General features: G+C 35.6%; 24 protein-coding genes. 6 read left to right on the top strand and 18 right to left on the bottom strand.

Annotation, left to right across the window (positions count from 1 at the left end):
• Positions 1-51: 51 nt before the first annotated feature.
• From AC1DFT_RS16120 to AC1DFT_RS16070, 11 genes are all read right to left on the bottom strand, one after another.
• The gene (locus AC1DFT_RS16120; RefSeq protein ID WP_478159908.1) at positions 52-954 is read right to left on the bottom strand and encodes a DMT family transporter; all 903 of its coding nucleotides are present in this window, start codon (positions 952-954) and stop codon (positions 52-54) included.
• Positions 955-1,043: 89 nt separating this feature from the next.
• Positions 1,044-2,495 carry a hypothetical protein gene (locus tag AC1DFT_RS16115; RefSeq protein WP_478159872.1) on the bottom strand — a complete coding sequence of 484 codons (1,452 nt, stop codon included), beginning with the start codon at positions 2,493-2,495 and terminating at the stop codon, positions 1,044-1,046.
• Positions 2,496-2,603: 108 nt separating this feature from the next.
• The gene (locus AC1DFT_RS16110) at positions 2,604-2,792 is read right to left on the bottom strand and encodes a histidinol-phosphatase (protein WP_478159870.1); all 189 of its coding nucleotides are present in this window, start codon (positions 2,790-2,792) and stop codon (positions 2,604-2,606) included.
• A 64-nt stretch (positions 2,793-2,856) separates the two neighbouring features.
• On the bottom strand, positions 2,857-3,327 hold the full coding sequence (locus tag AC1DFT_RS16105; protein WP_478159868.1) for a YndM family protein: 471 nt from the start codon (positions 3,325-3,327) through the stop codon (positions 2,857-2,859).
• Positions 3,328-3,444: 117 nt separating this feature from the next.
• Positions 3,445-3,885: a cytochrome c oxidase assembly protein gene (locus tag AC1DFT_RS16100; RefSeq protein WP_478159906.1), complete on the bottom strand. Its 441-nt coding sequence runs from the start codon at positions 3,883-3,885 to the stop codon at positions 3,445-3,447.
• A 97-nt stretch (positions 3,886-3,982) separates the two neighbouring features.
• Complete coding sequence (locus AC1DFT_RS16095; protein WP_478159866.1) at positions 3,983-5,023, bottom strand: ATP synthase beta subunit C-terminal domain-containing protein; 1,041 nt, start codon at positions 5,021-5,023, stop codon at positions 3,983-3,985.
• A gap of 192 nt (positions 5,024-5,215) precedes the next feature.
• The gene (clpP, locus tag AC1DFT_RS16090; RefSeq protein ID WP_478159864.1) at positions 5,216-5,791 is read right to left on the bottom strand and encodes an ATP-dependent Clp endopeptidase proteolytic subunit ClpP; all 576 of its coding nucleotides are present in this window, start codon (positions 5,789-5,791) and stop codon (positions 5,216-5,218) included.
• A gap of 14 nt (positions 5,792-5,805) precedes the next feature.
• Positions 5,806-6,624 (bottom strand): RNA polymerase sigma factor, encoded by an 819-nt coding sequence (locus AC1DFT_RS16085; protein WP_478159862.1) that lies wholly within the window; start codon positions 6,622-6,624, stop codon positions 5,806-5,808.
• A gap of 93 nt (positions 6,625-6,717) precedes the next feature.
• Positions 6,718-7,278: an isochorismatase family protein gene (locus AC1DFT_RS16080; protein WP_478159860.1), complete on the bottom strand. Its 561-nt coding sequence runs from the start codon at positions 7,276-7,278 to the stop codon at positions 6,718-6,720.
• Between the two features lie 21 nt (positions 7,279-7,299).
• The gene (locus AC1DFT_RS16075; RefSeq protein WP_478159858.1) at positions 7,300-7,923 is read right to left on the bottom strand and encodes a kinase; all 624 of its coding nucleotides are present in this window, start codon (positions 7,921-7,923) and stop codon (positions 7,300-7,302) included.
• Positions 7,924-8,164: 241 nt separating this feature from the next.
• Positions 8,165-9,358: a nucleoside transporter C-terminal domain-containing protein gene (locus tag AC1DFT_RS16070; RefSeq protein WP_478159856.1), complete on the bottom strand. Its 1,194-nt coding sequence runs from the start codon at positions 9,356-9,358 to the stop codon at positions 8,165-8,167.
• A gap of 190 nt (positions 9,359-9,548) precedes the next feature.
• Here AC1DFT_RS16070 and AC1DFT_RS16065 point away from each other — a divergent pair, with 190 nt between their 5' ends.
• The 4 genes from AC1DFT_RS16065 to AC1DFT_RS16050 all read left to right on the top strand — a co-directional run bounded on the left by AC1DFT_RS16065 (position 9,549) and on the right by AC1DFT_RS16050 (position 11,907).
• Positions 9,549-10,031: a nucleoside 2-deoxyribosyltransferase gene (locus tag AC1DFT_RS16065; protein ID WP_478159854.1), complete on the top strand. Its 483-nt coding sequence runs from the start codon at positions 9,549-9,551 to the stop codon at positions 10,029-10,031.
• Between the two features lie 210 nt (positions 10,032-10,241).
• The gene (locus tag AC1DFT_RS16060) at positions 10,242-10,811 is read left to right on the top strand and encodes a GNAT family N-acetyltransferase (RefSeq protein WP_478159852.1); all 570 of its coding nucleotides are present in this window, start codon (positions 10,242-10,244) and stop codon (positions 10,809-10,811) included.
• A gap of 153 nt (positions 10,812-10,964) precedes the next feature.
• On the top strand, positions 10,965-11,333 hold the full coding sequence (locus tag AC1DFT_RS16055) for a potassium channel family protein (RefSeq protein WP_478159850.1): 369 nt from the start codon (positions 10,965-10,967) through the stop codon (positions 11,331-11,333).
• Positions 11,334-11,757: 424 nt separating this feature from the next.
• The gene (locus tag AC1DFT_RS16050; protein ID WP_478159848.1) at positions 11,758-11,907 is read left to right on the top strand and encodes a hypothetical protein; all 150 of its coding nucleotides are present in this window, start codon (positions 11,758-11,760) and stop codon (positions 11,905-11,907) included.
• A gap of 69 nt (positions 11,908-11,976) precedes the next feature.
• Here the strand turns inward: AC1DFT_RS16050 and AC1DFT_RS16045 are convergent, their stop codons facing one another.
• From AC1DFT_RS16045 to AC1DFT_RS16035, 3 genes are all read right to left on the bottom strand, one after another.
• Positions 11,977-12,621, bottom strand: coding sequence for an FMN-dependent NADH-azoreductase (locus AC1DFT_RS16045; RefSeq protein WP_478159847.1), 645 nt, complete (start codon positions 12,619-12,621; stop codon positions 11,977-11,979).
• A 146-nt stretch (positions 12,622-12,767) separates the two neighbouring features.
• Complete coding sequence (locus AC1DFT_RS16040) at positions 12,768-13,565, bottom strand: alpha/beta hydrolase family protein (RefSeq protein ID WP_478159845.1); 798 nt, start codon at positions 13,563-13,565, stop codon at positions 12,768-12,770.
• 264 nt (positions 13,566-13,829) lie between these two features.
• A complete protein-coding gene (locus tag AC1DFT_RS16035) occupies positions 13,830-14,414 on the bottom strand; it encodes a LysE family transporter (protein ID WP_478159843.1) in 585 nt (194 codons plus the stop codon).
• A 114-nt stretch (positions 14,415-14,528) separates the two neighbouring features.
• Between AC1DFT_RS16035 and AC1DFT_RS16030 the strand changes: the two genes are divergently transcribed.
• Together AC1DFT_RS16030 and AC1DFT_RS16025 are read left to right on the top strand one after the other, a co-directional pair.
• Entirely contained in the window at positions 14,529-15,083 is a 555-nt protein-coding gene (locus tag AC1DFT_RS16030; RefSeq protein ID WP_478159841.1) for a helix-turn-helix domain-containing protein, read from the top strand.
• A gap of 173 nt (positions 15,084-15,256) precedes the next feature.
• Positions 15,257-16,036, top strand: a complete 780-nt coding sequence (locus AC1DFT_RS16025; protein ID WP_478159839.1) for an ABC transporter substrate-binding protein — start codon at positions 15,257-15,259, stop codon at positions 16,034-16,036.
• A 54-nt stretch (positions 16,037-16,090) separates the two neighbouring features.
• Here the strand turns inward: AC1DFT_RS16025 and AC1DFT_RS16020 are convergent, their stop codons facing one another.
• The 4 genes from AC1DFT_RS16020 to AC1DFT_RS16005 form a co-directional block, all read right to left on the bottom strand.
• Positions 16,091-16,366: a YqhV family protein gene (locus AC1DFT_RS16020; protein WP_478159837.1), complete on the bottom strand. Its 276-nt coding sequence runs from the start codon at positions 16,364-16,366 to the stop codon at positions 16,091-16,093.
• 277 nt (positions 16,367-16,643) lie between these two features.
• Complete coding sequence (locus AC1DFT_RS16015) at positions 16,644-17,822, bottom strand: MFS transporter (protein ID WP_478159835.1); 1,179 nt, start codon at positions 17,820-17,822, stop codon at positions 16,644-16,646.
• Positions 17,823-17,842: 20 nt separating this feature from the next.
• Positions 17,843-18,256, bottom strand: a complete 414-nt coding sequence (locus tag AC1DFT_RS16010) for a MarR family winged helix-turn-helix transcriptional regulator (protein WP_478159833.1) — start codon at positions 18,254-18,256, stop codon at positions 17,843-17,845.
• A 434-nt stretch (positions 18,257-18,690) separates the two neighbouring features.
• Positions 18,691-21,777, bottom strand: coding sequence for an efflux RND transporter permease subunit (locus AC1DFT_RS16005; protein ID WP_478159831.1), 3,087 nt, complete (start codon positions 21,775-21,777; stop codon positions 18,691-18,693).
• Positions 21,778-21,805 lie beyond the last annotated feature (28 nt).

Below are 21,805 nucleotides of genomic sequence, written 5' to 3'. Positions count from 1 at the left end.
TCGATCCACTTAGAGAAACCTCTTTTGCTTTTAAAGGTTTGGTCCAGTTAGTCAACTCCTACTAGATTTTTTATATCTGCTCATTTGCTGCGTTAAAAACAGAAAAACACCAAGCAAAACAAGCAATCCACCTACTATTTGCCAGCCCACAAGACGCTCACCTAAGAAAATAGCCGCAAGTATCGTTGCACCAACTGGCTCACCTAAAATACTCATGGAAATAGTGGTGGCATTTACATAGTTTAACAACCAGTTATTAATCACATGAGAAATCGTTGGTACGATTGCAAGTAAAACAAAAATTCCCCATTCTTTTGCATCATATCCACCCATCGCTACATTTGTTACTAAGTTATATACGATTAAAGCAATCGCTGCAAAACCAAAAACACAAAAACTATAAATCCAGTGAGAGACTTTTTTCACTGCATTTTGACCGATTAACAAGTACCCAACAACGGCAATTACACTTAAAAAGGAAAGGATATCCCCAATAATTGCGTCTTTACTTAAACCGAAATCTCCCCAACCGACCATTACAGCTCCTACAACAGCAATTCCCATCGTTGTCAAAGCTGCAGTTGTTGTTCTTTCTTTGAATAAAAGTGCTCCACCAACTAATGCTATAATCGGTTGCAAAGCAAGAATGATCGTTGAACTTGCGACTGTTGTTAGCTTTAACGAACCAAACCACAGTGCAAAATGTAATGCTAAAAAAAGTCCGGAAAAAAATAATAAACTCCATTCTCTTCTTCCTATATTCCTAAATTCATCCCGTTTAAACCACACAACCGGCACTAATAATAAACAGGCTAATATCATACGATACATACTTAAAATAGTAGCTGGTGCGCTAGACCATTTCACAAAAATTGCAGCAAACGATATTGCAACAATGGAAATGATTAAGGGTAACACAATAGACTTTGATGTATTTCTTTCGTTCACTTCTATACCCGTCCTTTAACTGATGTTATTTCTATACGTTTTATACTCATATAAATATACTGTATATGAATAGGAATAGGAATAGGAAATAGAAGTTACTTAAAGTGAGCCCGCTTCCGCTTTCTATATCGATTCAACATTCCTTTTCCAGCTGTGGATACAAGTAGAGCTATAGATAATGTTATTCCTGTTATTGCCGTAACGAGCGTAATCCACTCAAAGAAGGTATAGTTGGCTATTTTGGACCAACTAAAATCTTCTTTCCAGTCTTCTATTACTAAATTCATCCCGTAAATCCCAGAGACGACCGTGTATACAGTTAATATGAATAACAGCATACTTTGACGTTTACCCGCTTGCTTTTCTTGCGCACGATATAAATCATCGACCGTTCGTTTTACTTCTTCAAAAAGTGGCTTTAAGTGAAAAGCTTCACGTAGCGTATTTGTAAACTCTTTCCCTTCCGTTCGAACCGATACTTCCTCAAAATAATAACGTGAATCAAATTTAGAAATAAGTTGAATTAACTCCTCCACATATTCCTTATCTCTCGCCCAACTTACTTCACTATGCTCAAAAGACAATCTTAACAACATAATCTTATAATAAAAATGGAGCAATAAATTATAATAATGAATGCTCATGAATTTAGCTATTTCTTTCTTTAGAAGATCTTTATTTTTTATAGAAATAGTAGTTTGTGTATGGAAAGAAGTAATCGTATATGTATGAGGTGCCCATCTGTCATGTAACCACTTCTCCAAATAGCGTTGAATATATGTAGGATTAGTACTTGATATAAATTCCTTTCCCTCCGAATCTCTTCCATCCAATTGCCCTATTCGGAATAGTTGGTCATTTGTGATAGATTGGCCTTCAGCAGCTATTAAAAACGCAGATGAAAGCATACGCTCATCCTCAAAAAACGGTAAGCTTCCGTAATAGCCTTCCATCTTTTTATCTTCCACTATAAACGTTTTTAAAAAGGGGCATAAGTAATCTAAAATAAGTTCGCTCGTTGTTTTAAATGCATGATTTTCCTGATAAATTTTTGTACCTTTTTCTTCTTCCAATTTAGGCTCCAACACACGAAAATGGCTCATAAAGTCTAACACATTCGTTAAGCTTTCTTGCTCTTTAGTCATTTCTGTACGAACTGTTACAATTCCAATACCAAAAGGACATAAGATGATATCTAAACTATTTACGAGAAAATCGAATTTATTTGTATTCCTTTCTAAAGTAAATGGTTTCTTTATTTCTTTTGAATATCGCAGAAAACCTCTTTCGATTTCAGAGGGCGGGAAAAGTTTATCTTCAATAAAAGGCAAAAAGAATTGATCTAACTCTTCATGGTTTATTTGAATACCCTTCCCATAATAAAGGTCTTGAAGCTCGTAATTATCTAAATCGAAAAATCGAAAATGATCATTTTCCAAATGCTCTAGTAGTTTTTTCCTTTCCTTTTCCCGAAATGAAAAGGGGAATAAGTAGTTCATGAAAGCATCTGTTATGTCTAAATGCTGAATACTTTCCATTTTCACCATATAGATACCTCCATACTTCGTGTTAGCTTTATATACCACTAAGGTCTAGACTTTAAACAAAAAAACAGTCCTTTCTAAGATTCACTTTAGAAAGGACTATATTTTAAATTATTTGATGTTATTTTGATTGTTTTGGTTATTACGATTGCTATTACGGTTATTTTGGTTGTTATTTTTATTTTTTTCGTTACGTTCTGGATTGTTTAAATTTTCAAAGTCGAAATCCTCTCCGAATTCAAACTCATTGTTTTGATTGTTTTGTTTTTGGTTGTTGTTGCGGTTGTTATTGTTGGCCACTGTCCCTCACCTCCTTGACCATATTAGAATGAACAGTTTAGAGGGAAATATACTTTAAATAATTTTATTTATTATTTTCTCCCTTTTTCTTTGCTTCCTTTGATATTTCATCTACATCCACTTCTTCTGCAAATTCAGTTTGTAAATTTGTTCGTTGGTAAAAACCTGTTTTCTCATCAGGATTGGTGATTTGCGGTTCAAAAATATGACTTTCCATATATCGATGAAAAAATAATTCTCCCATCATCAGAATCAGGGCACATATAAACGAAGCTGTCCCTAACGGTATCGGCTCATCAAATATTATGGAGCCAAGAACCCATACTACGACCAGCGCAAGGAAAAAATCAGTTATCGCTGCAAACACATTGCCAATCCGAGGTAAAACAAACAAATCACCAATAAACCCGACAACAGTTATCACTACACTCGTCATAAATATATCCGTAAAGTTAACATCAAAGAAAAAACCTAAAACAACCCATAACACAGCAGTAGTTAATACAAATTTCATCAAAAATGCTTTAATATGCAATTTGCTCACCACACCTTTCTTTGAACTATTCTTTACTTTTTGTTACTGTTTGAAGTATCGTTCAAGCCTTTCATATTGTTAGCATTCTTTTTTCTGGCAAACCATTCATTAAGTTCGTTATACGTCATCCCTGAATTTGCATTGAGTCTTTTTACTTCTTCGATATCTGTACCAACGATTGTTAAATTTGCATGCTTTTTTTCCATTTAGAACACTTCCTTTTAAGTTTTTTATGGTTTGGAAATTTAAGTATTCCACTTTAGATTGAGTGCTTCTATACCACTGATAACAGAAGATACAAACTAATCCTACCTCTATAGCATCTCCAGCAGAATACTTAATCATCCCACCCAATTTCGCTTGAAAGGCCGATACGTCCCTAGAAGGATGTGCATAAATATATTTGGACAATACGGAGTGTGCTGCCAAAGCAGTTAATAATACAATGGATCGATAAACAATTTTTTTTTTTGAAAAAGGGATAGAATCGCTACTGAAGATTGATATTATGAAGAGAAACCCTGCTAAGAAAATGTGAAAATTTCCAACTAAGCTAATGTATTTTCCAACTAAAACTCATTTTCTAAATTGAAATTGATTAAACATCTTAGAAAAAGAAAAGTGAACGGAATATTACTCCGTCCACTTTTCTAGTTTATTCTATACTGCCTTTGTATTTTAATTCTTCAACAGACAAATGATCCATTTTTCCGTCTAAAATAGACTCTACATCTTTAAGTGTTTGTGACATAGAAACTGCTCTTCCTTCTTGGCCAGTGAATGCTTCTGCCACAAAGAACGGTTGTGTAAAATAGGCTTCTAAACGCTCTCCTCTTTCATATGTTTCCAATTCTGTATCTGGAATTTTATTAATCCCATGAACATTAACAATCGAGCGCAATTCGCGATAGCGGCGTAGAAGCTTCTGCGCCCGTTGTCTTAGGTGGAAATGGCGTTCATCTAAGTCCACACCTTCAATAATAGAGGATGTTGAATATATTGGGTGGATAGCTGGATAAAGATGACGTGTTGCAAGATCCGCATCCAATTGCCAAACAGTTTCCAAAGGACCATAAGGCATATCTTCATCAACCACTTGTCCAGAAAGGTCTACTAAAATGGTTGTGATGTTGTGAATACTTTCTGCTACTAACTTTTCTTGTAAATCTAAAAGCTCCCCAGATACTATAAAACTTTTATCTGTAATAAAAACAATATTCCCCGGTAGCTCTGCTAATTTGGCAAATGTTTGATCAATGGAGACCGTAGTAAAGTCCGCTAACTCTGTAGTACCATCTAATTCACTACGCCCAGTAGTTGGCAATAAAAAAACAGTTGTATATTCACTTTCTTTAAAACGTTGCATCAGCTCCGCAAGAATAACAAGTTGCCCCATTCCTGGACGAGCCACTAATCCAGTTGTACCCCCTTTTACCAGCGGTGCAAAGAAATCCAATGTTTTAATTTGCGTTTCAATCATATTCAACTTCTCCCCTCGTATGATTAATTCATCCACTGTACAACTTGCAAGTTTGGCCAATCCGACAAGCGTCTTTACTTCTGCTTTCCCCAAATCAATTTTACCTGTACACAGATTAGATACTGTGGCAGGTCGAATGCCAATCGCTTTTGCGGCAGTCGTTAAGTTGGGTACTTTTCTTCTTAGTAAAGCTACATTTAACCGAATATCATCCATTTCCACCCCTCCTCGTTACTTTTAATAGTAAATTATTTTACTTTAAAAAGCAACAAATAATTTTACTTTGAATAGTAAAAAAAATTACGCTAAAGAGAATTCATTTAGGGAAATAGGCATGTCAGGTGTAAAAGGTCATAATTTCCAGGCCAATAAAAAACTCCTCATCTAATTAGATGAAGAGTCCAATTTTTATACGATTTGATCAATTATCCCATAATTCATTGCTTCTTCTGCTGTCATAAAATAATCACGATCGGAATCTTTGGCAATTTTATCGATTGACTGGCCAGTTCTCTCGGAGAAAATGCGATTTATACGTTCTTTCATTAAAAGAATACGCCTAGCACTAATTTCAATATCACTCGCTTGACCTTGTGCCCCTCCAAGTGGCTGATGTATCATAATTTCACTGTTCGGCAAGGCAAAACGTTTTCCCTTTGTACCCGCTACAAGTATGGTAGCCCCAAAAGATGCTGCTAATCCGGTGCAAATCGTGCGTACATCAGGCTTAATGATCTGCATTGTATCATAAATTGCAAACCCCGCACTTACTGATCCACCAGGGCTATTAATATATAGTGAAATATCTTTTCCTGGATCCTCTGCTTCTAAAAACAACATTTGCGCTACGATATTGTTTGCAACAACATCATTAATTTCTGAACCGAGAAAAATAATCCGATCTTTTAATAATCTTGAATAAATATCATAGGAGCGCTCTCCGCGACTCGTTTGTTCCACCACATACGGAATAAGATTAGACATTTAAAATCCCCTTTCTATGCTACAGTCGAAAATTCCTTTTGCTTCAACCAAGCTATTTGCGATAATAATGCAGATAACTCTAATTGATAAAATGGAACGAATAGGACTTCCCCATTTTTCTTTGGAATTGAGATAAGCACGTAAGGAGTACTGCCACTCACAAAAGTATGAGCAATTGGGGACGAGTGGATAATGCACTGATTGTTTCTTGCATACATAGATGGTTCTTGTATTTCTTTTTGATATAACCGAAGGACAGCGTTTGAATTTTGATTACTTAAAGCAGTTACATATGGCAATAAGTTATCTTCATCCAAGTCGTAGGAATAGTCATGAACCTTTATTTGTTTTAACTTTTTTCGCGCACGATGAAGGGCTGCTTTTATGGAACCTTCACTATCAGAAAGCAAGCACGCGGTTTCTTTTATTGTGTAATCGAATCCTAATACGAACAAAACTACCGCACGTTGTTTGGCCGACAGTTCGTTTAACAATCCCATAATTGCCGGAAAAACCAAATCCATTGTAGGTACATTTTCTTGTGTAATTTGAGATAAATCTTGATTCATGTCTTCCTCTATTTTTCGTTTACGGTGTTTATCAATCCATGTATTAGAAGCAATGCGGAACAAATATGCCTTAGCCATTTGCTTAGGGGTTTTCATCCAGCTTTCATAGGCCTTCGCTAAGGTCTCTTGCATTAAATCTTCTCCATCCCATTTAGTCCTCGTTAGGGAAAAGCAATACTTTTTCAAATCGTGCATATAAGGCATAATAGCCATCTCAAATTCTTCCGTTATTTCAATGGGAGTTTTTTCAACAAGCGGCCGCATGTTTTCCCCTCCTCCAAATTTGTCTTTCACTTATATAAACGAAAAATTTAGTTAAAAAGGTACGGGTAAGGAAAAATAAATGTACTTTCTATATTATTCTCGATACGTATCGTGTGTTGGTTGAAACAAGTCCTCTTTCGCATCTCTTACAATTGAAAAATGATCCACATTATAATGACCATGCAATACTTTGTTATGATGATTAATAATTTGTTCAGCAGTTAAAATGGAGCTATCGGTTGTGGAGTGACCATCCCCCACTAATGTAACATCCATATGATTTACCGTTGCGGTTCTGACAGCTGTATCGATGCAATGTTCTGTTTTACATCCCATTATGACCACATGGTTGACCTCGTTTTCTTCTAAGAAACTTTGCAAACCTGTTCCGTAAAATGAATTCGTTGCCGCTTTATCAAATATTTCGGAAGTGGTTGGGACTGTGATATCTTGATGTATTTGAAAGCCTTCTCCTTTTCCTTCAGCAACATCGGTATCTCTTACAAAGAGGATTAAAGCCTTTGCTTCTCTAGCTTGTTCGATAACACAATTAATATTAGCAACTAACGTTTCTTTCTTAAACACACTATTTTCATTATGATTTCCCTCCATTAATTCCTGTTGTGCATCAATGATTAATAAAGCCTGTTTCAATAAAAACACTCCTTTTCATTTTCAATAAATTTCGCTATTTATTACAATATCCGCGTTTTGCATAGGATTTTCTTCTTGTAAATAATATTCTTCCCCTGCCCAATACCTTATCTCATATTTGTTCAATCGTTCATCCATATCCCCTATGTACGCATCCCTTTGCAAAACTCTTTCGCTTCGAACATTCTTTGGACAATCTAGGTAAACCATATAGTCAAAAAAGTCTCTCCACTCTTTTCTATGTAGAAAGATTCCTTCAATCAATAGGACCTTACATTGTTCTATATTTATACTTTTCATATAGCATCGATCGTTTTCTTTATCGTATGACTTTAAATGGAGATGATTTAACTTTTTATGCACCGCTTCAAATAGCTTTTCTTTTATTTCCTGCACATCCCATTGCAAAAAGTAGTATTCGTACCATTCAGGATAACCCGTGTTATATCTTTTCGCTCGCTCTTCGATTAAATCATCGATATGAATGACTACTACCTTATTACCTTCGCAAGTAAGTTCTTTCGTAATAGTTTCCGTTATCGTTGTCTTACCTGCTCCACTTAATCCATCAATACCAATAATAGAAGGTTGTCTCGAATTTTCTAAGTGCTTTATTCTTTCCATTATCTTTTCTGTAATTTGCATAAGTTATTATCCATCTCTTTCTTCAATCTACTTTTTAATGCAATCAATCTAAATAGAGCAATTCATTGAATTTCGTTAAATCTAGTTTTAGTTCTTCTATATTTATCTTTTTCACCTCACAGAAGTTATACGGTTATAACATCGTTTCATCTACTCTATATATTTAAATTCGTGGCTAGTTGTTTATTTCCTTCAATCATAAAAAAGATGACTCGAAAAATCTCGAGTCATCTACGTTTTATCACCAAACAAATAAACCAACGATCATTGCGCTTAATAAGGAAACAGCCATCCCACTTACAAGAAGCTTCCAAACGTTTTTACCAATAATCGCGGACTTTTCTTCTGATAAAACAGAATTATATGTTCCGTAAATCATGCCAATTGTACTGAAGTTGGCAAATGACGTTAAGAAAGTCGTTGCAACAGCGATTGTATGCGGGGAAAGTGTAGCTAAATTATTTTTCAAGTCCATCATCGCTACAAACTCGTTCGTAGCCAATTTTATGCCCATCAATTGTGCGACATACATAGCATCTTGGAGCGGCAAGCCAAGTAAAAAGGCAAATGGACTAAAGATGACTGCAAAGATTTTTTGGATTGTAAGACCATTTACAAATACCCCCAAAATGCCATTAAGACCAGCTGTAAGCGCGACATAACCAATAACCATAGCTAAAATAACAATAACCATATTCATCCCGACTAACATACTATTGGAGATCGTTGAGAAAAAGTCCTTTTTCTCCGATTTTGGCGGCACATAAATAATGTCTTCTTCTTTTGTCACATGGACTGGATTTAAAATACTAACTAATATCAATGCATTCAAACAGTTTAATGGTATGGCACTAAATACGTATTCTGCAGGAACCATGGATAAATATGCACCTAGAATAGATCCACTAATACTGCTCATACTCATAATTCCAAAAGTGAGCAATCGGTTGTCCTTTAAGATAGAAAGCTGATCACGAATGACAGCTAATGCTTCCGTGTTGCCTAAGAACATCATTTGAATGGAGAAAAAGCTTTCCAGTTTAGGCAGACGGGATACTTTAGAAATAACCCAGCCACCTTTATCAATAATCCAAGTTAAAATGCCAAAATAAGATAAAATATCGAAAAAAGTAACGATGAAAATAATGGGAAGCAACGCACTAAAGAAAAAGTCGATCGTTTCATTCGCCATAACAGTTGGGAATGCAAAAGCGATTCCTTCACTGGCACAAGCGATTAACCACGTAAAGAACGAGGCAATTTTATTGATAACCCAACTACCGATTGTGGTGCCTAACATAAACCATGTAATGAGTAATTCCACAATAATCAGGGAAACGATCGGTCTCCATTTCACTGCTTTCTTGTTAGGCGAACATAAAAATACAATGCCCATTACAACAAAAATGCCTAGAATATTTAATATAAAATACATAAATGCAACTCCTAAACATGACTTCAAATCATAGAAATTCCTTATTCGAAACCGCTGAATACCCAGAAATATTGAATACCCATATTCAACCTAGTATGAACAAAACTCCTATTTTCATTCGGATTAGGTTAACATTGTATTTAGCCTTATTCTTTTCTAAAATAATATCGATGACACTGGAGGTACTAAAATGAAAAAAGGTTATTTAGCTAATGGGTTATTTGGTCTAGGGGATAGATTAATCAATGAATTAGTCGCAAAAGAGGTACGAGCGGCGATTCCAGGAGTAGATCTATACGTACCACAAGAAAACATGGCCATTAATGACAAAGCTGCTTATGCAGATAGCCTGGCAATTGCTGGAGCGGATATGAAGGCATTAAAAGAAAGCGACTTTTTAGTGGCTGTTATGGACGGTGTTGAGATTGATGCGGGTGTAGCTGCTGAAATCGGTGCATTTTCTATGTTAGATCGACCTATTTTCGGACTTTATACAGATACACGCCAACAAGGTCGGGACAATACGAAAAAAATTGATGCATTAGTAGCGGATGGAACCGAAAACCAATTTATGTATCGCAATTTATTTGTAGTCGGTTTGATTAAACAAAATGGGATGATTGTAAATACTGTGGAGCAATTAGGAGAAGTATTAAAGAAAGCGAAGTTATAATTTATTCAACATCTATTTAGCTGTGCACGATTACAAAGCCGTTTTCTGCTATATAATTATTTGAATATTTAAATTATAATTTGTATACATACTCGAAAGGAGTGTTAATGATGAAAAACTTACAAATGGTGATTGGAAAGTAAAGGCATATGCCGTCTCTTTTCAGTCCAATTCATATACCTAAAACTATGAAATGAAAAGAGGAATTTGATGTTTTATCAAGATGATGAATTGATTATTCGTCCACTTCAATCGGATGATTTACCTAGACTCTGGGAATTAGCTTTTAAAGACGCAGCCCCTGAATGGAAAAAATGGGATGCACCTTATTATGAGCATAAAGCAATTCCATTCGATACATTTATGGAACAGGCAGATTCTTATGTTGCTCGGGATAACTTTTGGGCCATTGAAGTTGCAGGGTACGTTTGTGGAATCGTTTCATATTATTGGGAACATGAGCCTTCCAATTGGCTTGAGATGGGAATCGTTTTCCATGAAGCCCCTAGCTGGGGAAAAGGTCTAGGGACGCGTGCCTTAAAACTTTGGATGACGCATTTGTTTCATACAATGCCCCTTGTTCGTGTTGGCTATACAACATGGTCGGGTAATAAACGTATGATTCGTGTCGGAGAAAAGCTAGGAATGACAATGGAAGCACGCATTCGAAGCGTTCGTTTTTATGATGGTCAAAATTATGATTCCATTCGAATGGGTATTTTACGTGAGGAATGGGAATCTTTAAGAATAGAAGTTGCAACAAACACAGAGATAAAATAGTAGTTTGCTTTTTACGAAGGCTAAGTTAGGTCTATCTAACCTAGTCTTCTTTTTTATGAACGTGAAAAATAGTACTCGGCTTTCTGTTAGTACGTGCACTGATGTTTTGCTATACTACTGAGATATAAAATTTATTTTTGTAGGTGAACCAATATGTTGTCCTTTATATTAACTGTTAAAAGATTTTTAGAAGCTTTTATAAAAGCTTTCAAGGAACCAATCTTTCTCTCCCTGTTTACCACTTTATTTTTTATCCTTCTTTCCGGTACTCTTTTCTATACGAAAAAAGAAGGATGGGACGTATTAGACGCTATTTACTTTTGCGTGGTAAGTCTAATTCCTACTGGTGTAGAAACAAACCTTTATCCAGCTACGGATTTTGGAAAAGTGTTTACAATGATTTACCTAGTGGTAGGAACTGGCGTAATGTTTATCACCCTACTTACTTTAGGTAAAACGATGATTAACGCTGAAGCATTAGAAGAAAAAAGAAGCAAATTACGTAGCAAGGCGAAAAAATAATGGAATAGTATTTTTCAAAGCCGAAGATTTCATAAAATCTTCGGCTTTTTACTTACTATTTCTTATTCTAGAATAATTATTGACTACTCAGAATAATTATATTAGTATTATAACAATTTAGTAGACGGAAGGAATATATAATAGAAGTAGCTATCATCATTCGTAACATGCTCATCTTGGAATCGGTTAACAGAGCTTTGCATGAATGGGGAGTAGTAGAAGATCATATTCATTACGAAGTGTTTAATCCCATTGCGATTTTGGGTAGTCAGAAATAAAGTAAATAGGGAAAGCCAGAGATTTCTTAACGAATTCCTGGCTTTTTATTGTTCACTTTCATTCATATACTCGGTGTTCCAAGTTTACTTTCAAAGACACCAGGGTAAATAGATTACAAGAGTAAATAGAATAGGAGTGATTAATAATGGACGAAGAAAAACGTGTGGAAGTACATCGGGAAGAAAAAACAGATTCAGGTTTGGTAGGGGCAACATTTATTAAATACGCTGCCTACCTAATTATCTTTTTTGGCATACTCTGGTTTTTAATCTCGTATGTTTTCCCAAAGTTTTAACAAATATAAAAACCCCACATTCAGCCTTTCGGGTAGAATGTGGGGTTTTGTAAATCTATTTATATTTTATTAAGCGTTAACAGTTTCTGAAGACAATGATTTGGCAATCGCAGTAACTCTTTCAAGACCCTCAGCAATAATTTGTTCTGCTTTATCCGGCATAGCATTATGACCTTCGATAATTACTTCTTCTACGGACATTCCGAATACGCCACCAAAAACATTACGCATATAAGTAGCTGCCATTTCCATTGGTGCTGACTCAGGTGTAGAGTAGATTCCTCCACGTGCACTTAATAGAATTGCTTTTTTCTCCGTCATCAAGCTAACCATTTGACCTTCTGGAGTATATTTAAATGCATATCCTGCTTGATATGTGTAATCTACAAATGTTTGTAATTTTGCTGGAATTGTTAAGTTCCATAATGGGAATGCGAAAACCACTACATCTGCAGCAGATAAAGCGTCCATTGCTTTTTGTTTAGCAGCTAGTAAGCGTTGTTCTACATCTGTTAACTCTCCGCCATTTTGTGTTTTTCCAAATGCATTAAACAAATCTTGGCCAAAATAAGGCATGTCTTCTGCAAACACGTCAAAAGTTGTTACATTTAGATCTTTTGCGTCTTTTACAGTTTCCATAAATGTTTCATACATTTTGCTTGATATTGCTTCCGTCGCTGGACGGTTATTTGCTTTTACTACTAAAATATTCATTGATTTCTTTCCTCCAAGGCTTTTCTTGCTACGGTTACCTTTAGTAACTAACATAACGTTCTTTATTCTAGCACACGCTTCAATTAGAAATCTATTTTAATGCTCATGATGGAAAGATAAATGAAATAGTATAGTAACGAAACTATTTATAACGCTATTTTATTAGAAAGCACTTCGGTCTTTTCTAGCCACACAAGTGTTTCCTCAAACAATTTCTCTTCGAAAGAATAGCTAGCAAATGTATGATTAGCATCTTTAATAAAACGGATATTTACTGTACGTCCACGTTTCAACGACTCTGAATAGTAAACAGCGTTCTCTTTTGGAACATCTTCATCTTCCGCTGCGTGAATGACAAGTAACTGTCCTTCGTAAGACCGAATCGCTTCGAGTGGATAATGTTTTTTTAGATCCTCTAAAAACTGATGACTTACATAAAAACCATGATAATCAAATACACCTAACACTTTCGCTTGCTGTAAAGCTGCATCTCCGACAATAGCCGCAATATCTTCATATGGTTTAGCAACAGGCGACCACAAGATCAGCTCACGGATACGCTTATCCACAGAAGCTGTTAAAGAAGCAACTGCACCTCCTAAACTATGGCCAATCAAAATAATATTATTAGTATCCACTTCTTTCAGCGTTGATACATAATTAAGTACAGCTTGAACCTCGCTCAACTGCTTTGTAACTGTGACATCCGCATAATCTCCATCACTTTCTCCACAACCACTAAAATCGAAGCGAAATACAGCATATCCTTTTTCTGTGAAATTTCGTGCAGCCTTCACAAACAGTCGATGTTCTCCTACCTTGCTCCCTACAAAACCATGTAATAGAACAATAAGCGGAACTTTTTCGCTTTGGATTCCATCAGGGAGTTGAAGTACTCCAGAAAGACGTACGTTATCACAAAGGATTGAAATCGATTCAGTCATATTATCCTGCTCCCTTCTTTTAATTTTACTATTCTAACCTGTTTACTAGGTATTATAAATGAGTGATATCATTAGGTCAATTCATAATATAAGATATTCCCCTTAATATAGCGAGTTTAAAAACAATTCTTAGAAAAACACCAAGTAACGAGAATATAATTTATCTTATTTAAAATGAAATCATAAGTTTATCAACTTACCCTTATAAAAAAAGTATTGCTAATCTAATAACAAAAAATCCATCTTTTTTAAAAAATTACTGTTTTATCCTATAATAATAGTAATGGCACTATAAACTAATAGCAAAGCCATTACTATATTAAACTGACTTTTATACTTTGAAATAAACTCTTTAAAAATGGAACCAAACATACTCCAGCTGCTAGTTGATAGGATAGCTATAGCGGCTAGCAACAATGAATATAAAAGTAAGCTGAAATGTGAACTATTATATGGAAGAACAAAAGTTGACATGGCAGTTATACCATATAAAATAGCTTTTGGATTAATGAATTGCAAAACTACTCCCACAAAAAAGCTATTATTATTACCTCCATCAGAGTCGTTACTATTATTTTTACTAGTAACAATTTTTATCGCAAGATACAGCAGATAAGCTGCACCTATTAGCTTCAACAAAAATTCTATTTTAGGAATAACACTATGAAGCAGCAGATTAAAATAAGCACTTAGGATTAATATGACAAAAAATCCTACACCTACCCCCAAGCAAAATCTAAATGTTTTCTTAAAACCATACTTGTTCGCAAATAACATGGCCATAATATTATTTGGACCTGGTGTAAAACTAGAAACAAAAGCATATAACAGCAATGAAAATAACGGCATATAAGAACCCCTCCTCTTTTGTATGTTATAATGTCCTATACGAACAATATAGCGTCTTACGCTTTATTGTACATTACAGACGTTATATAGTGCAACAAGAATAGGAGTGTTTTTATGGAAGAAATACATCTTATCATTGCCAGAAATTTAAAGGCTTTAAGAGAAAAAAAGAAACTAAGTCTTGAAAAGGTAGCAGAGTTAACTGGAGTAAGTAAAACGATGATAGGTCAAATTGAAAGGGGAGAATCGACACCAACGATCACAACTATTTGGAAAATAGCAAATGGGTTAAAGATTTCTTTTACGTCACTTATAAATACTCCGCAAACAGATACGAAAGTGATTTTACGAAGTGATATAAAGAGTTTATCCGAAGATAATGGTAAATATCGTGTCTATCCCAACTTTCCTTTTGAGAATGATAAACGATTTGAAGTTTATTCCGTTGAAATCGAAAAAGGTGGATTTTTAAGTGCGGATGCGCATATGGATGGGACGGAAGAGCTCCTAACTGTTTTTGAAGGGGAACTAACTATACGCGTAAATAACAATGAATACACAGTAAGAAATGGTGATTCAATCCGATTTAAGGCGGACAGACCGCATACTTATCATAATTCAGGAGAAGTATTAACTCGATTAAGCATGATCCTCTATTATCCATTATAAAAAAGGCTATCCCATTAGTCGTAAATGGTCGACTCGTGGGGTAGCCCTTCTTTGTGACTAAACTTCTATATCTCTTTATTCTATTAGTAATATCCGCATAGAAAAAGGAGAACACTCCTCTAACAGCGAATGATATACCAGAGAGCACTGAATATTGTTTAGGAGGAAATTGAATGACACAAATATTAACAGACCATACTGGAAGACAAGTAAACATCCCCGCCCCGCCAAAACGCATCATCACAATTTGTCCGGCCATTACTGAAACACTTTTTGCACTTGGTCTTGAAGATGAAATTGTCGGTCGCACTAAATACTGTATATTTCCAGAAGGAATTGTCGAAAACGTGCCCATTGTCGGGGGAACAAAAGAGGTAAATGTAGAGAAAATACGAGCATTGCAACCTGATCTCATCTTAGCCGAAAAAGAAGAAAATACAGCAGAAATCGTACAAACTCTCGAAAAAATTGCACCCGTGTTTGTCTTAGAAGTTCAATCAATCCAAGATTCCTATCGATTTATAAAGACACTTGGAACGCTAACCAATAAAAATTCTAAAGCCGATTTAATCGTTGACTCTTGTAAAGCTACATTTCCTTCTTCACGTGAACAGGTAAAAAACGCCGCGTACGTAATTTGGCGAAAACCATATATGGTCGTTGGAGGAACTACTTATATTAATGATGTTCTACATACGCTCGGTTTGCATAATCCTTTTGCAAATGAAGGTTCAAGATATCCTGCTGTCACCAAAGAAGATTTAGCAGCCGCAAATATTGACGTTCTTTTACTTGCTTCCGAACCATTTCCTTACCAAGATAAACATATAGCAGAATTTCAAGCTTTTCTGCCAAACACCAAAATCGTATTAGTAGAAGGTGAAATGTTTTGGTACGGATCTAGAATGGAATTAACGGGTCCATACTTGGAAAAGTTAGCAACAAATCTTTAGTTACCAGCTATCAAACCAAAGAGGATCATGTAGCAATTAAAGCTACATCGATCCTTATTCCGACTTCAAACTAAAAAGAATAAGTATAATTCCACTAAAAAGGCAGATCATTCTCGTCAAGGAAATCTTTTCAGCTAGTCCAAATAAAGCGATTCCTGTCGTAATAATTAATATGCATGGACCTACTAAGGCTAGTAATGTATTAATGTAAAAGGCTTTTTCCAAATCATTAAATTTTAACATCAACATTGCCGCACCTATATCAATACTACCGGAAAAAATCCTTAATATAATAATGAAAAGAAGTGCTTTTTCAATCAGTATCAACAACCCTCTTCCCTATAATTTACCTGATCATTCCCTCTAAATTGTATGCACGCTTATCCACTTTTACCATAGAAGTTCTCAACTTACAGAGAACTGTCATTTTATCGAATTCATATAATAGAAAAAATAATAGAGGAAGGATGCTATTAGTTACGGTTGGAACCATACATACACAAAAAGTCACACGGGATAATGCAGAAGACAACGAATTCGAGAACCCATCACATCTATTAAAAAATCCTGTGTAAAATTTCACACAGGATTTTTTGCTTGATATATTTTAAGACTCAAGGATTTCTTTGTCTCTCTTACCATGTAGCGCATAATAAACGAAAATCCCAATTACAATAAGCATAACCAATGATAAATATAAGCCTCTGTAACCGAATATAGGAACTAAATAACCTAATAAGAAAGGCCCTAATCCAAGACCCAAATCTAGGAAGATAAAATATGTCGAGTTCGCCAGTCCCATTCTGTGAGGCGGCGTCACTTTAATAGCTAATGCTTGCGTAGTAGATTGGAAATTACCATAACCTAATCCGATTAATGCAGCCGCCAACAAGAATATGAAGCTCGTGTGCGTCTGGCTAAGTAATAACATCCCTATTGCAAATAGTACCATTGACGGGTAAGCAACCTTGTTCCCTCCTTTACTATCTAACATCTTCCCAGTAAAAGGTCTGGAAATTAATATAATTACTGCATACACAAGAAAATAAAAACTTCCTGCTTTCACTAGATCAATTTCTGCGGCATATGTCGTGATAAATGATAGAATTCCTGAATAAGCTAAAGCCATAACGAACATTGCAATGGATACCGGCATCGCTTTTGTTTCAAAAAAGCTTTCGAACTTAAAGCCACTGCTTTCAGAGCTTGCTTTATACTCTATTTGTGGAGCCTTAACTGGGAGTGCCATGATTAAACTCACAATCCCCATCACTAAGGAAAATATAAAAATACTTGTGTAACCAAAAGAGGCCATTAAAGCAAGCCCTATTAATGGTCCAACAGCTGTAGATAGTATGGCACTTAAACTAAAATAGCTGATTCCTTCCCCTCTTCTACTAACTGGAATAACTTGTGACACGATTGTACCAGTTGCGGTAGTAGCTAGACCAACACCTATACCATGTAGAAGGCGAATAAGTATTAACATATAAATATTCGTTGGGATAAAATAAAAAAGCGTCACAATACTAAATATTATAATACCAGTTATTAGCATTTTCTTGCTTCCCATTTTCGCTATCTGCTTCCCACCAAATAGTCGCCCTATTAATGAACCAATGATGAAGATGCTAGCAACTAATCCAGCAGTACTTGCTGAGGCATTATACGTTTCGGTCGTATACGTTGCTATCGTCACTAATAGCAAATACATTGATAGCATCAAGACGAAGTTGACTACGGATATAAATATAAAATCTTTTGTCCATAATTTTTCTTTTTCCATACATCTCATCCTTTATTTGCTTATAGTTTTCCCGAGATATCTTTTAAAACTCGGGCCACGATTAGTCTTTCTTCTTCGGATATCCCTTCTAGTAAACCCTTTTGGAAATGGTCAATTTTCTCTCGCACTTGACCATATACTTTCATCCCATCTTCTGACAATTGAACGATTTTCACCCTTTTATCATCTCCAGCCTGAATTTCCACATAACCAAGTTCCATTAGTTTTTGAATCAGTTTTGTTGTGGTCGGTTTTTCTACATTTTGATATGTGGCAATGTCACCAATTGTCTTTGTTCCTTCTCTATAAACAAAATACATAATAGACCATTGGGCAGTAGTCAGATTAAATGAAGTTAGTAACATATTTAATTGATTTACATATGGTCGATACATATTTATATATTCATTAAATAGTTGTTTATACGATTCCATGAAAACACCTTCTTTTTAATTAGTTAGTGAAACTAATTAAAAGTATATAACACTTCACACAAAAATGTCTACCAGGTTTAACTAATCAGATTAATCTGACATTTTTCGATAAATTATTTCCCGAGGAATAATTTATTCCATATTTGTGCATAAACAATAGCGCAAAGGCTATCGGTTATCTTAAGACGCATTATACCTATATTGCGTGCAATATTAAACACTTTACCTTAATGTTACTTGAGGAAAGTTATCCATATGTCTAAACTTTATTGTTTCCTAAGCAGTAAAAAACACCTCTTCAGCATATAGCGGAGAGGTGTAATGTATTTCTCTATATTGTTGCATTATATATGATTTCTCGTCATATTTGTTTAAGTTTCTTCTCTTTCAAAAAAGCCCGACAGGATGATCTCTCATCTCGTCGAGCTAATTCATTAGTTTTCTTCTATTTCCTTACGATTTTTCTTAAATAGTTTGGATAGCATTTCATACACAATCGGTACAACGATTAATGTTAATAAAGTAGAACTTACTAACCCACCGATTACCGTAATACCTAACCCTTTCGAGATGAGACCGCCTCCGCCGCCAGATCCAAGTGCTAACGGGATTAATGCACCAATTGTTGCAATCGCCGTCATTAAGATTGGACGTAGACGAGTACCGCCCGCTTCTAGAATCGCTTCACGCATTGTCATACCATCACGTTCCATATGCACAATACGATCCACTAAAACAATCGCATTCGTTACAACGATACCTATTAACATTAATAGACCCATCATAACAGATACAGAGATCGTTTCACCCGCGATTAATAAACCAACAAATGAACCAATTACTGCAAATGGTAACGAGAATAGAATCGCAAATGGTGCGACACCTTCACGGAATGTAACAACAAGGATAAAGTATACGATTGCAATAGCCGCAAGCATTGCAACAATCAACTGTGTAAAGGTCTCTTCCATATCCGCCGCCGCACCAGCAGTGTCAATAGTTACGCCTTTAGGCAAATCTAATTTATCAATTGCCTTATCAACTTCTGATGTAGCTTTAGAAATGTCCGCTCCTAGAATCGTACCTGAAACAGATGCGTAATATTCCCCTTTACTACGTGCAAGTGTATTTAATGTCGTACCTTCCTCGACAGTTACAAGCTCGGAAAGTTTCATCGTCGTACCAAGTGCTGTTGGTACTTCTGTTGCTAAAATGTCATCGATAGATTTAGGTTGCGTAGCTTGTTCTTGCTGAACAATTACTTGTAATGTGTCACCGTCTTTTTCAACCGTCGTTAAAACGTCTTGTGTTTTACTCGGATTCAACATCATTACAATTTGACCCGTTGTTAAGCCATATTGCAGAAGTTCGTCTTGCTCTACATTGAATGTATATTCTACGTATGCATCCTCTGCACTAGAAGAAACTTCTTCTAAGCCTTTGTTTTTACTCATAACTCCTTCTACCATTTTTACTGCTTCATTTAGCTTATCTAAATCTTCACTGTAGAATGTATAGCTAACTTCGTTTGTAGACATCGACATAGAAGTGAAGTTTTGGCTCTTCCATTCGCCGGTTTGACCAATGTTAAACACATACTCTTCAATTTCCGTCCGTACTTCTGGGAAGTCTTTCATGTCAGGGTCAAAGATTAGGTACATTAATGCACCACCTGCTCCTCCACCCATCATCGCTGACATTTGATCGCCACTCTCCGTTATAGATAGTTGGACAATATCAATATCATCACGTTTTAATAATTCTTCCTCAACTACCCCAACGTTTTCTAATGTATCTTCTTTCAGCTCGCCTGCTTCTGGCGTATACGTTAAGTACATTACTTTTTCTTCTTCACTACCCATGAAACTAAAACCGATTAATGGCGTTAATGCCACACTTCCAGCTAATAGAACAATGGCAATGAGAGAAGTAATAACTTTATGATTTAAACTCCAGTTAAGAATACCTTTGTAGCCATTTGCCATTTTGCCTGCTTCTTTATGGCTACTTTCTATTTTTTCACCATATAACTTTTTCTTAAATAAGAAATGAGATAAAGCAGGAACGATCGTAATCGCTACAATTAATGATGCTACAAGTGCAAATGTCATCGTTAATGCGAAAGGCATGAACAACTCACCAACCATACCTCCAACGAAAATAAGTGGGGCGAATACTGCCACTGTTACTAATGTAGAGGACATAATTGGTTTGAACATTTCAATCGTTGCTTCACGTACAAGCGCTCGGCCTGATAACTTCTCTGATTTCAAATGTAGACGACGATAAATATTCTCCACTACTACGATGGAGTCATCGATTACACGACCGATTGCAACCGTAATGGCACCTAGCGTCATCATATTTAACGTAATATCCATCCAATTTAATAGCAGTAATGCCATAAAAATCGAAACTGGAATCGAAACAATCGAAATAATAGTAGATTTAAAATCACGTAGGAATAAAAGGATGATTAATACGGCGATCAAACCACCAAATAGTGCTTTTTCGATCATCGTACCAATCGATGCTTCAATTGGCGCACCTTGGTCTAACGATATATCGATGACAATCCCATCAATAGCAGCTTTTTCCTCTTCAACTAATTCTTTAACAGCATTTACAACATCTACTGTGTTCGCTTGTTGTCCTTTGATTATTTGAATAGCAATCGCATTTTCACCATTTGTACGTGAAACAGATTGTACTTTACCTACTACTTCAATCGTAGCAATATCACTAAGTTTTACAAATGGTGATTGATTTGTCTCTGATGGTGTAACAGGGATAAGCATTTCTTTTAGCTCATCGGCTGTCATAAACTTACCATCTACCGCGACTGCTTGTTCCCCTTCTTCAAACTCATATAAACCTAATGAAACAGCTAAATCGCTCGCTTGAATCATTTGTTTTACATCATCTTTTGTTATACCAAGTTCAGCCATTTTTTCTTCGTCATATGTAAGCTGAACTTCTTCAATATGTTGACCAGTAATAGTAGCAGATGCAACCCCATCAATTTTTTCGATTTTTGGGAGTAATAGATCTCCTACTGTTGATGTCAGATCAACAATATCTTCTGTAGTACTACTTACACTTAACGCCACAACAGGCATCATATTCATGCTAATCGCAGTAATTGTTGGCGCTTGTGCTCCTTCTGGTAAATCCAATGTATCTAATGCAGATTGCAAAGCACGCTTCGCTTCATCCATGTCTATCCCATACTCGTACTCTACTTGAACATTTGCCATATTCGAGTATGAATTAGAATAAACGGATTTCACATCTTCTAAGTTCTCAACTACTTTTTCTAACGGCATTGATATATCTTCCATTACTTGCTCAGGAGTTGCCCCGGGATATACTCCCATAACCATTAAGTAAGGAATCGAAATATCCGGAATCGTCTCCGTTTTCATTTGTGTACCCGAATAAATACCGGATGCTGTTATAATAATCGTAAGTAACCATACTGCTAGCTTATTCTTTAATACAAAGTTAACTAAACCTTTCACTTTTACACCTACCCTAAATTGACTTATC

The sequence above is a fragment of the Psychrobacillus sp. 05T411 genome, from assembly GCF_056396485.1.
Note: the sequence above shows the minus strand (reverse complement) of the source record. Positions and strands in the feature narration are given on the sequence as shown.

Excerpts from the sequence above, each read along its gene's own strand:
- AC1DFT_RS16050 (WP_478159848.1), top strand. The coding sequence starts at position 11,758 with ATGGACGAAGAAAAACGTGTGGAAGTACATCGGGAAGAAAAAACAGAT.
- AC1DFT_RS16075 (WP_478159858.1), bottom strand. The coding sequence starts at position 7,923 with ATGCAAATTACAGAAAAGATAATGGAAAGAATAAAGCACTTAGAAAAT.
- AC1DFT_RS16060 (WP_478159852.1), top strand. The coding sequence starts at position 10,242 with ATGTTTTATCAAGATGATGAATTGATTATTCGTCCACTTCAATCGGAT.
- clpP (WP_478159864.1), bottom strand. The coding sequence starts at position 5,791 with ATGTCTAATCTTATTCCGTATGTGGTGGAACAAACGAGTCGCGGAGAG.
- AC1DFT_RS16055 (WP_478159850.1), top strand. The coding sequence starts at position 10,965 with ATGTTGTCCTTTATATTAACTGTTAAAAGATTTTTAGAAGCTTTTATA.
- AC1DFT_RS16030 (WP_478159841.1), top strand. The coding sequence starts at position 14,529 with ATGGAAGAAATACATCTTATCATTGCCAGAAATTTAAAGGCTTTAAGA.
- AC1DFT_RS16095 (WP_478159866.1), bottom strand. The coding sequence starts at position 5,023 with ATGGATGATATTCGGTTAAATGTAGCTTTACTAAGAAGAAAAGTACCC.
- AC1DFT_RS16065 (WP_478159854.1), top strand. The coding sequence starts at position 9,549 with ATGAAAAAAGGTTATTTAGCTAATGGGTTATTTGGTCTAGGGGATAGA.
- AC1DFT_RS16070 (WP_478159856.1), bottom strand. The coding sequence starts at position 9,358 with ATGTATTTTATATTAAATATTCTAGGCATTTTTGTTGTAATGGGCATT.
- AC1DFT_RS16015 (WP_478159835.1), bottom strand. The coding sequence starts at position 17,822 with ATGGAAAAAGAAAAATTATGGACAAAAGATTTTATATTTATATCCGTA.
- AC1DFT_RS16115 (WP_478159872.1), bottom strand. The coding sequence starts at position 2,495 with ATGGTGAAAATGGAAAGTATTCAGCATTTAGACATAACAGATGCTTTC.
- AC1DFT_RS16045 (WP_478159847.1), bottom strand. The coding sequence starts at position 12,621 with ATGAATATTTTAGTAGTAAAAGCAAATAACCGTCCAGCGACGGAAGCA.
- AC1DFT_RS16035 (WP_478159843.1), bottom strand. The coding sequence starts at position 14,414 with ATGCCGTTATTTTCATTGCTGTTATATGCTTTTGTTTCTAGTTTTACA.
- AC1DFT_RS16085 (WP_478159862.1), bottom strand. The coding sequence starts at position 6,624 with ATGCGGCCGCTTGTTGAAAAAACTCCCATTGAAATAACGGAAGAATTT.
- AC1DFT_RS16025 (WP_478159839.1), top strand. The coding sequence starts at position 15,257 with ATGACACAAATATTAACAGACCATACTGGAAGACAAGTAAACATCCCC.
- AC1DFT_RS16040 (WP_478159845.1), bottom strand. The coding sequence starts at position 13,565 with ATGACTGAATCGATTTCAATCCTTTGTGATAACGTACGTCTTTCTGGA.
- AC1DFT_RS16010 (WP_478159833.1), bottom strand. The coding sequence starts at position 18,256 with ATGGAATCGTATAAACAACTATTTAATGAATATATAAATATGTATCGA.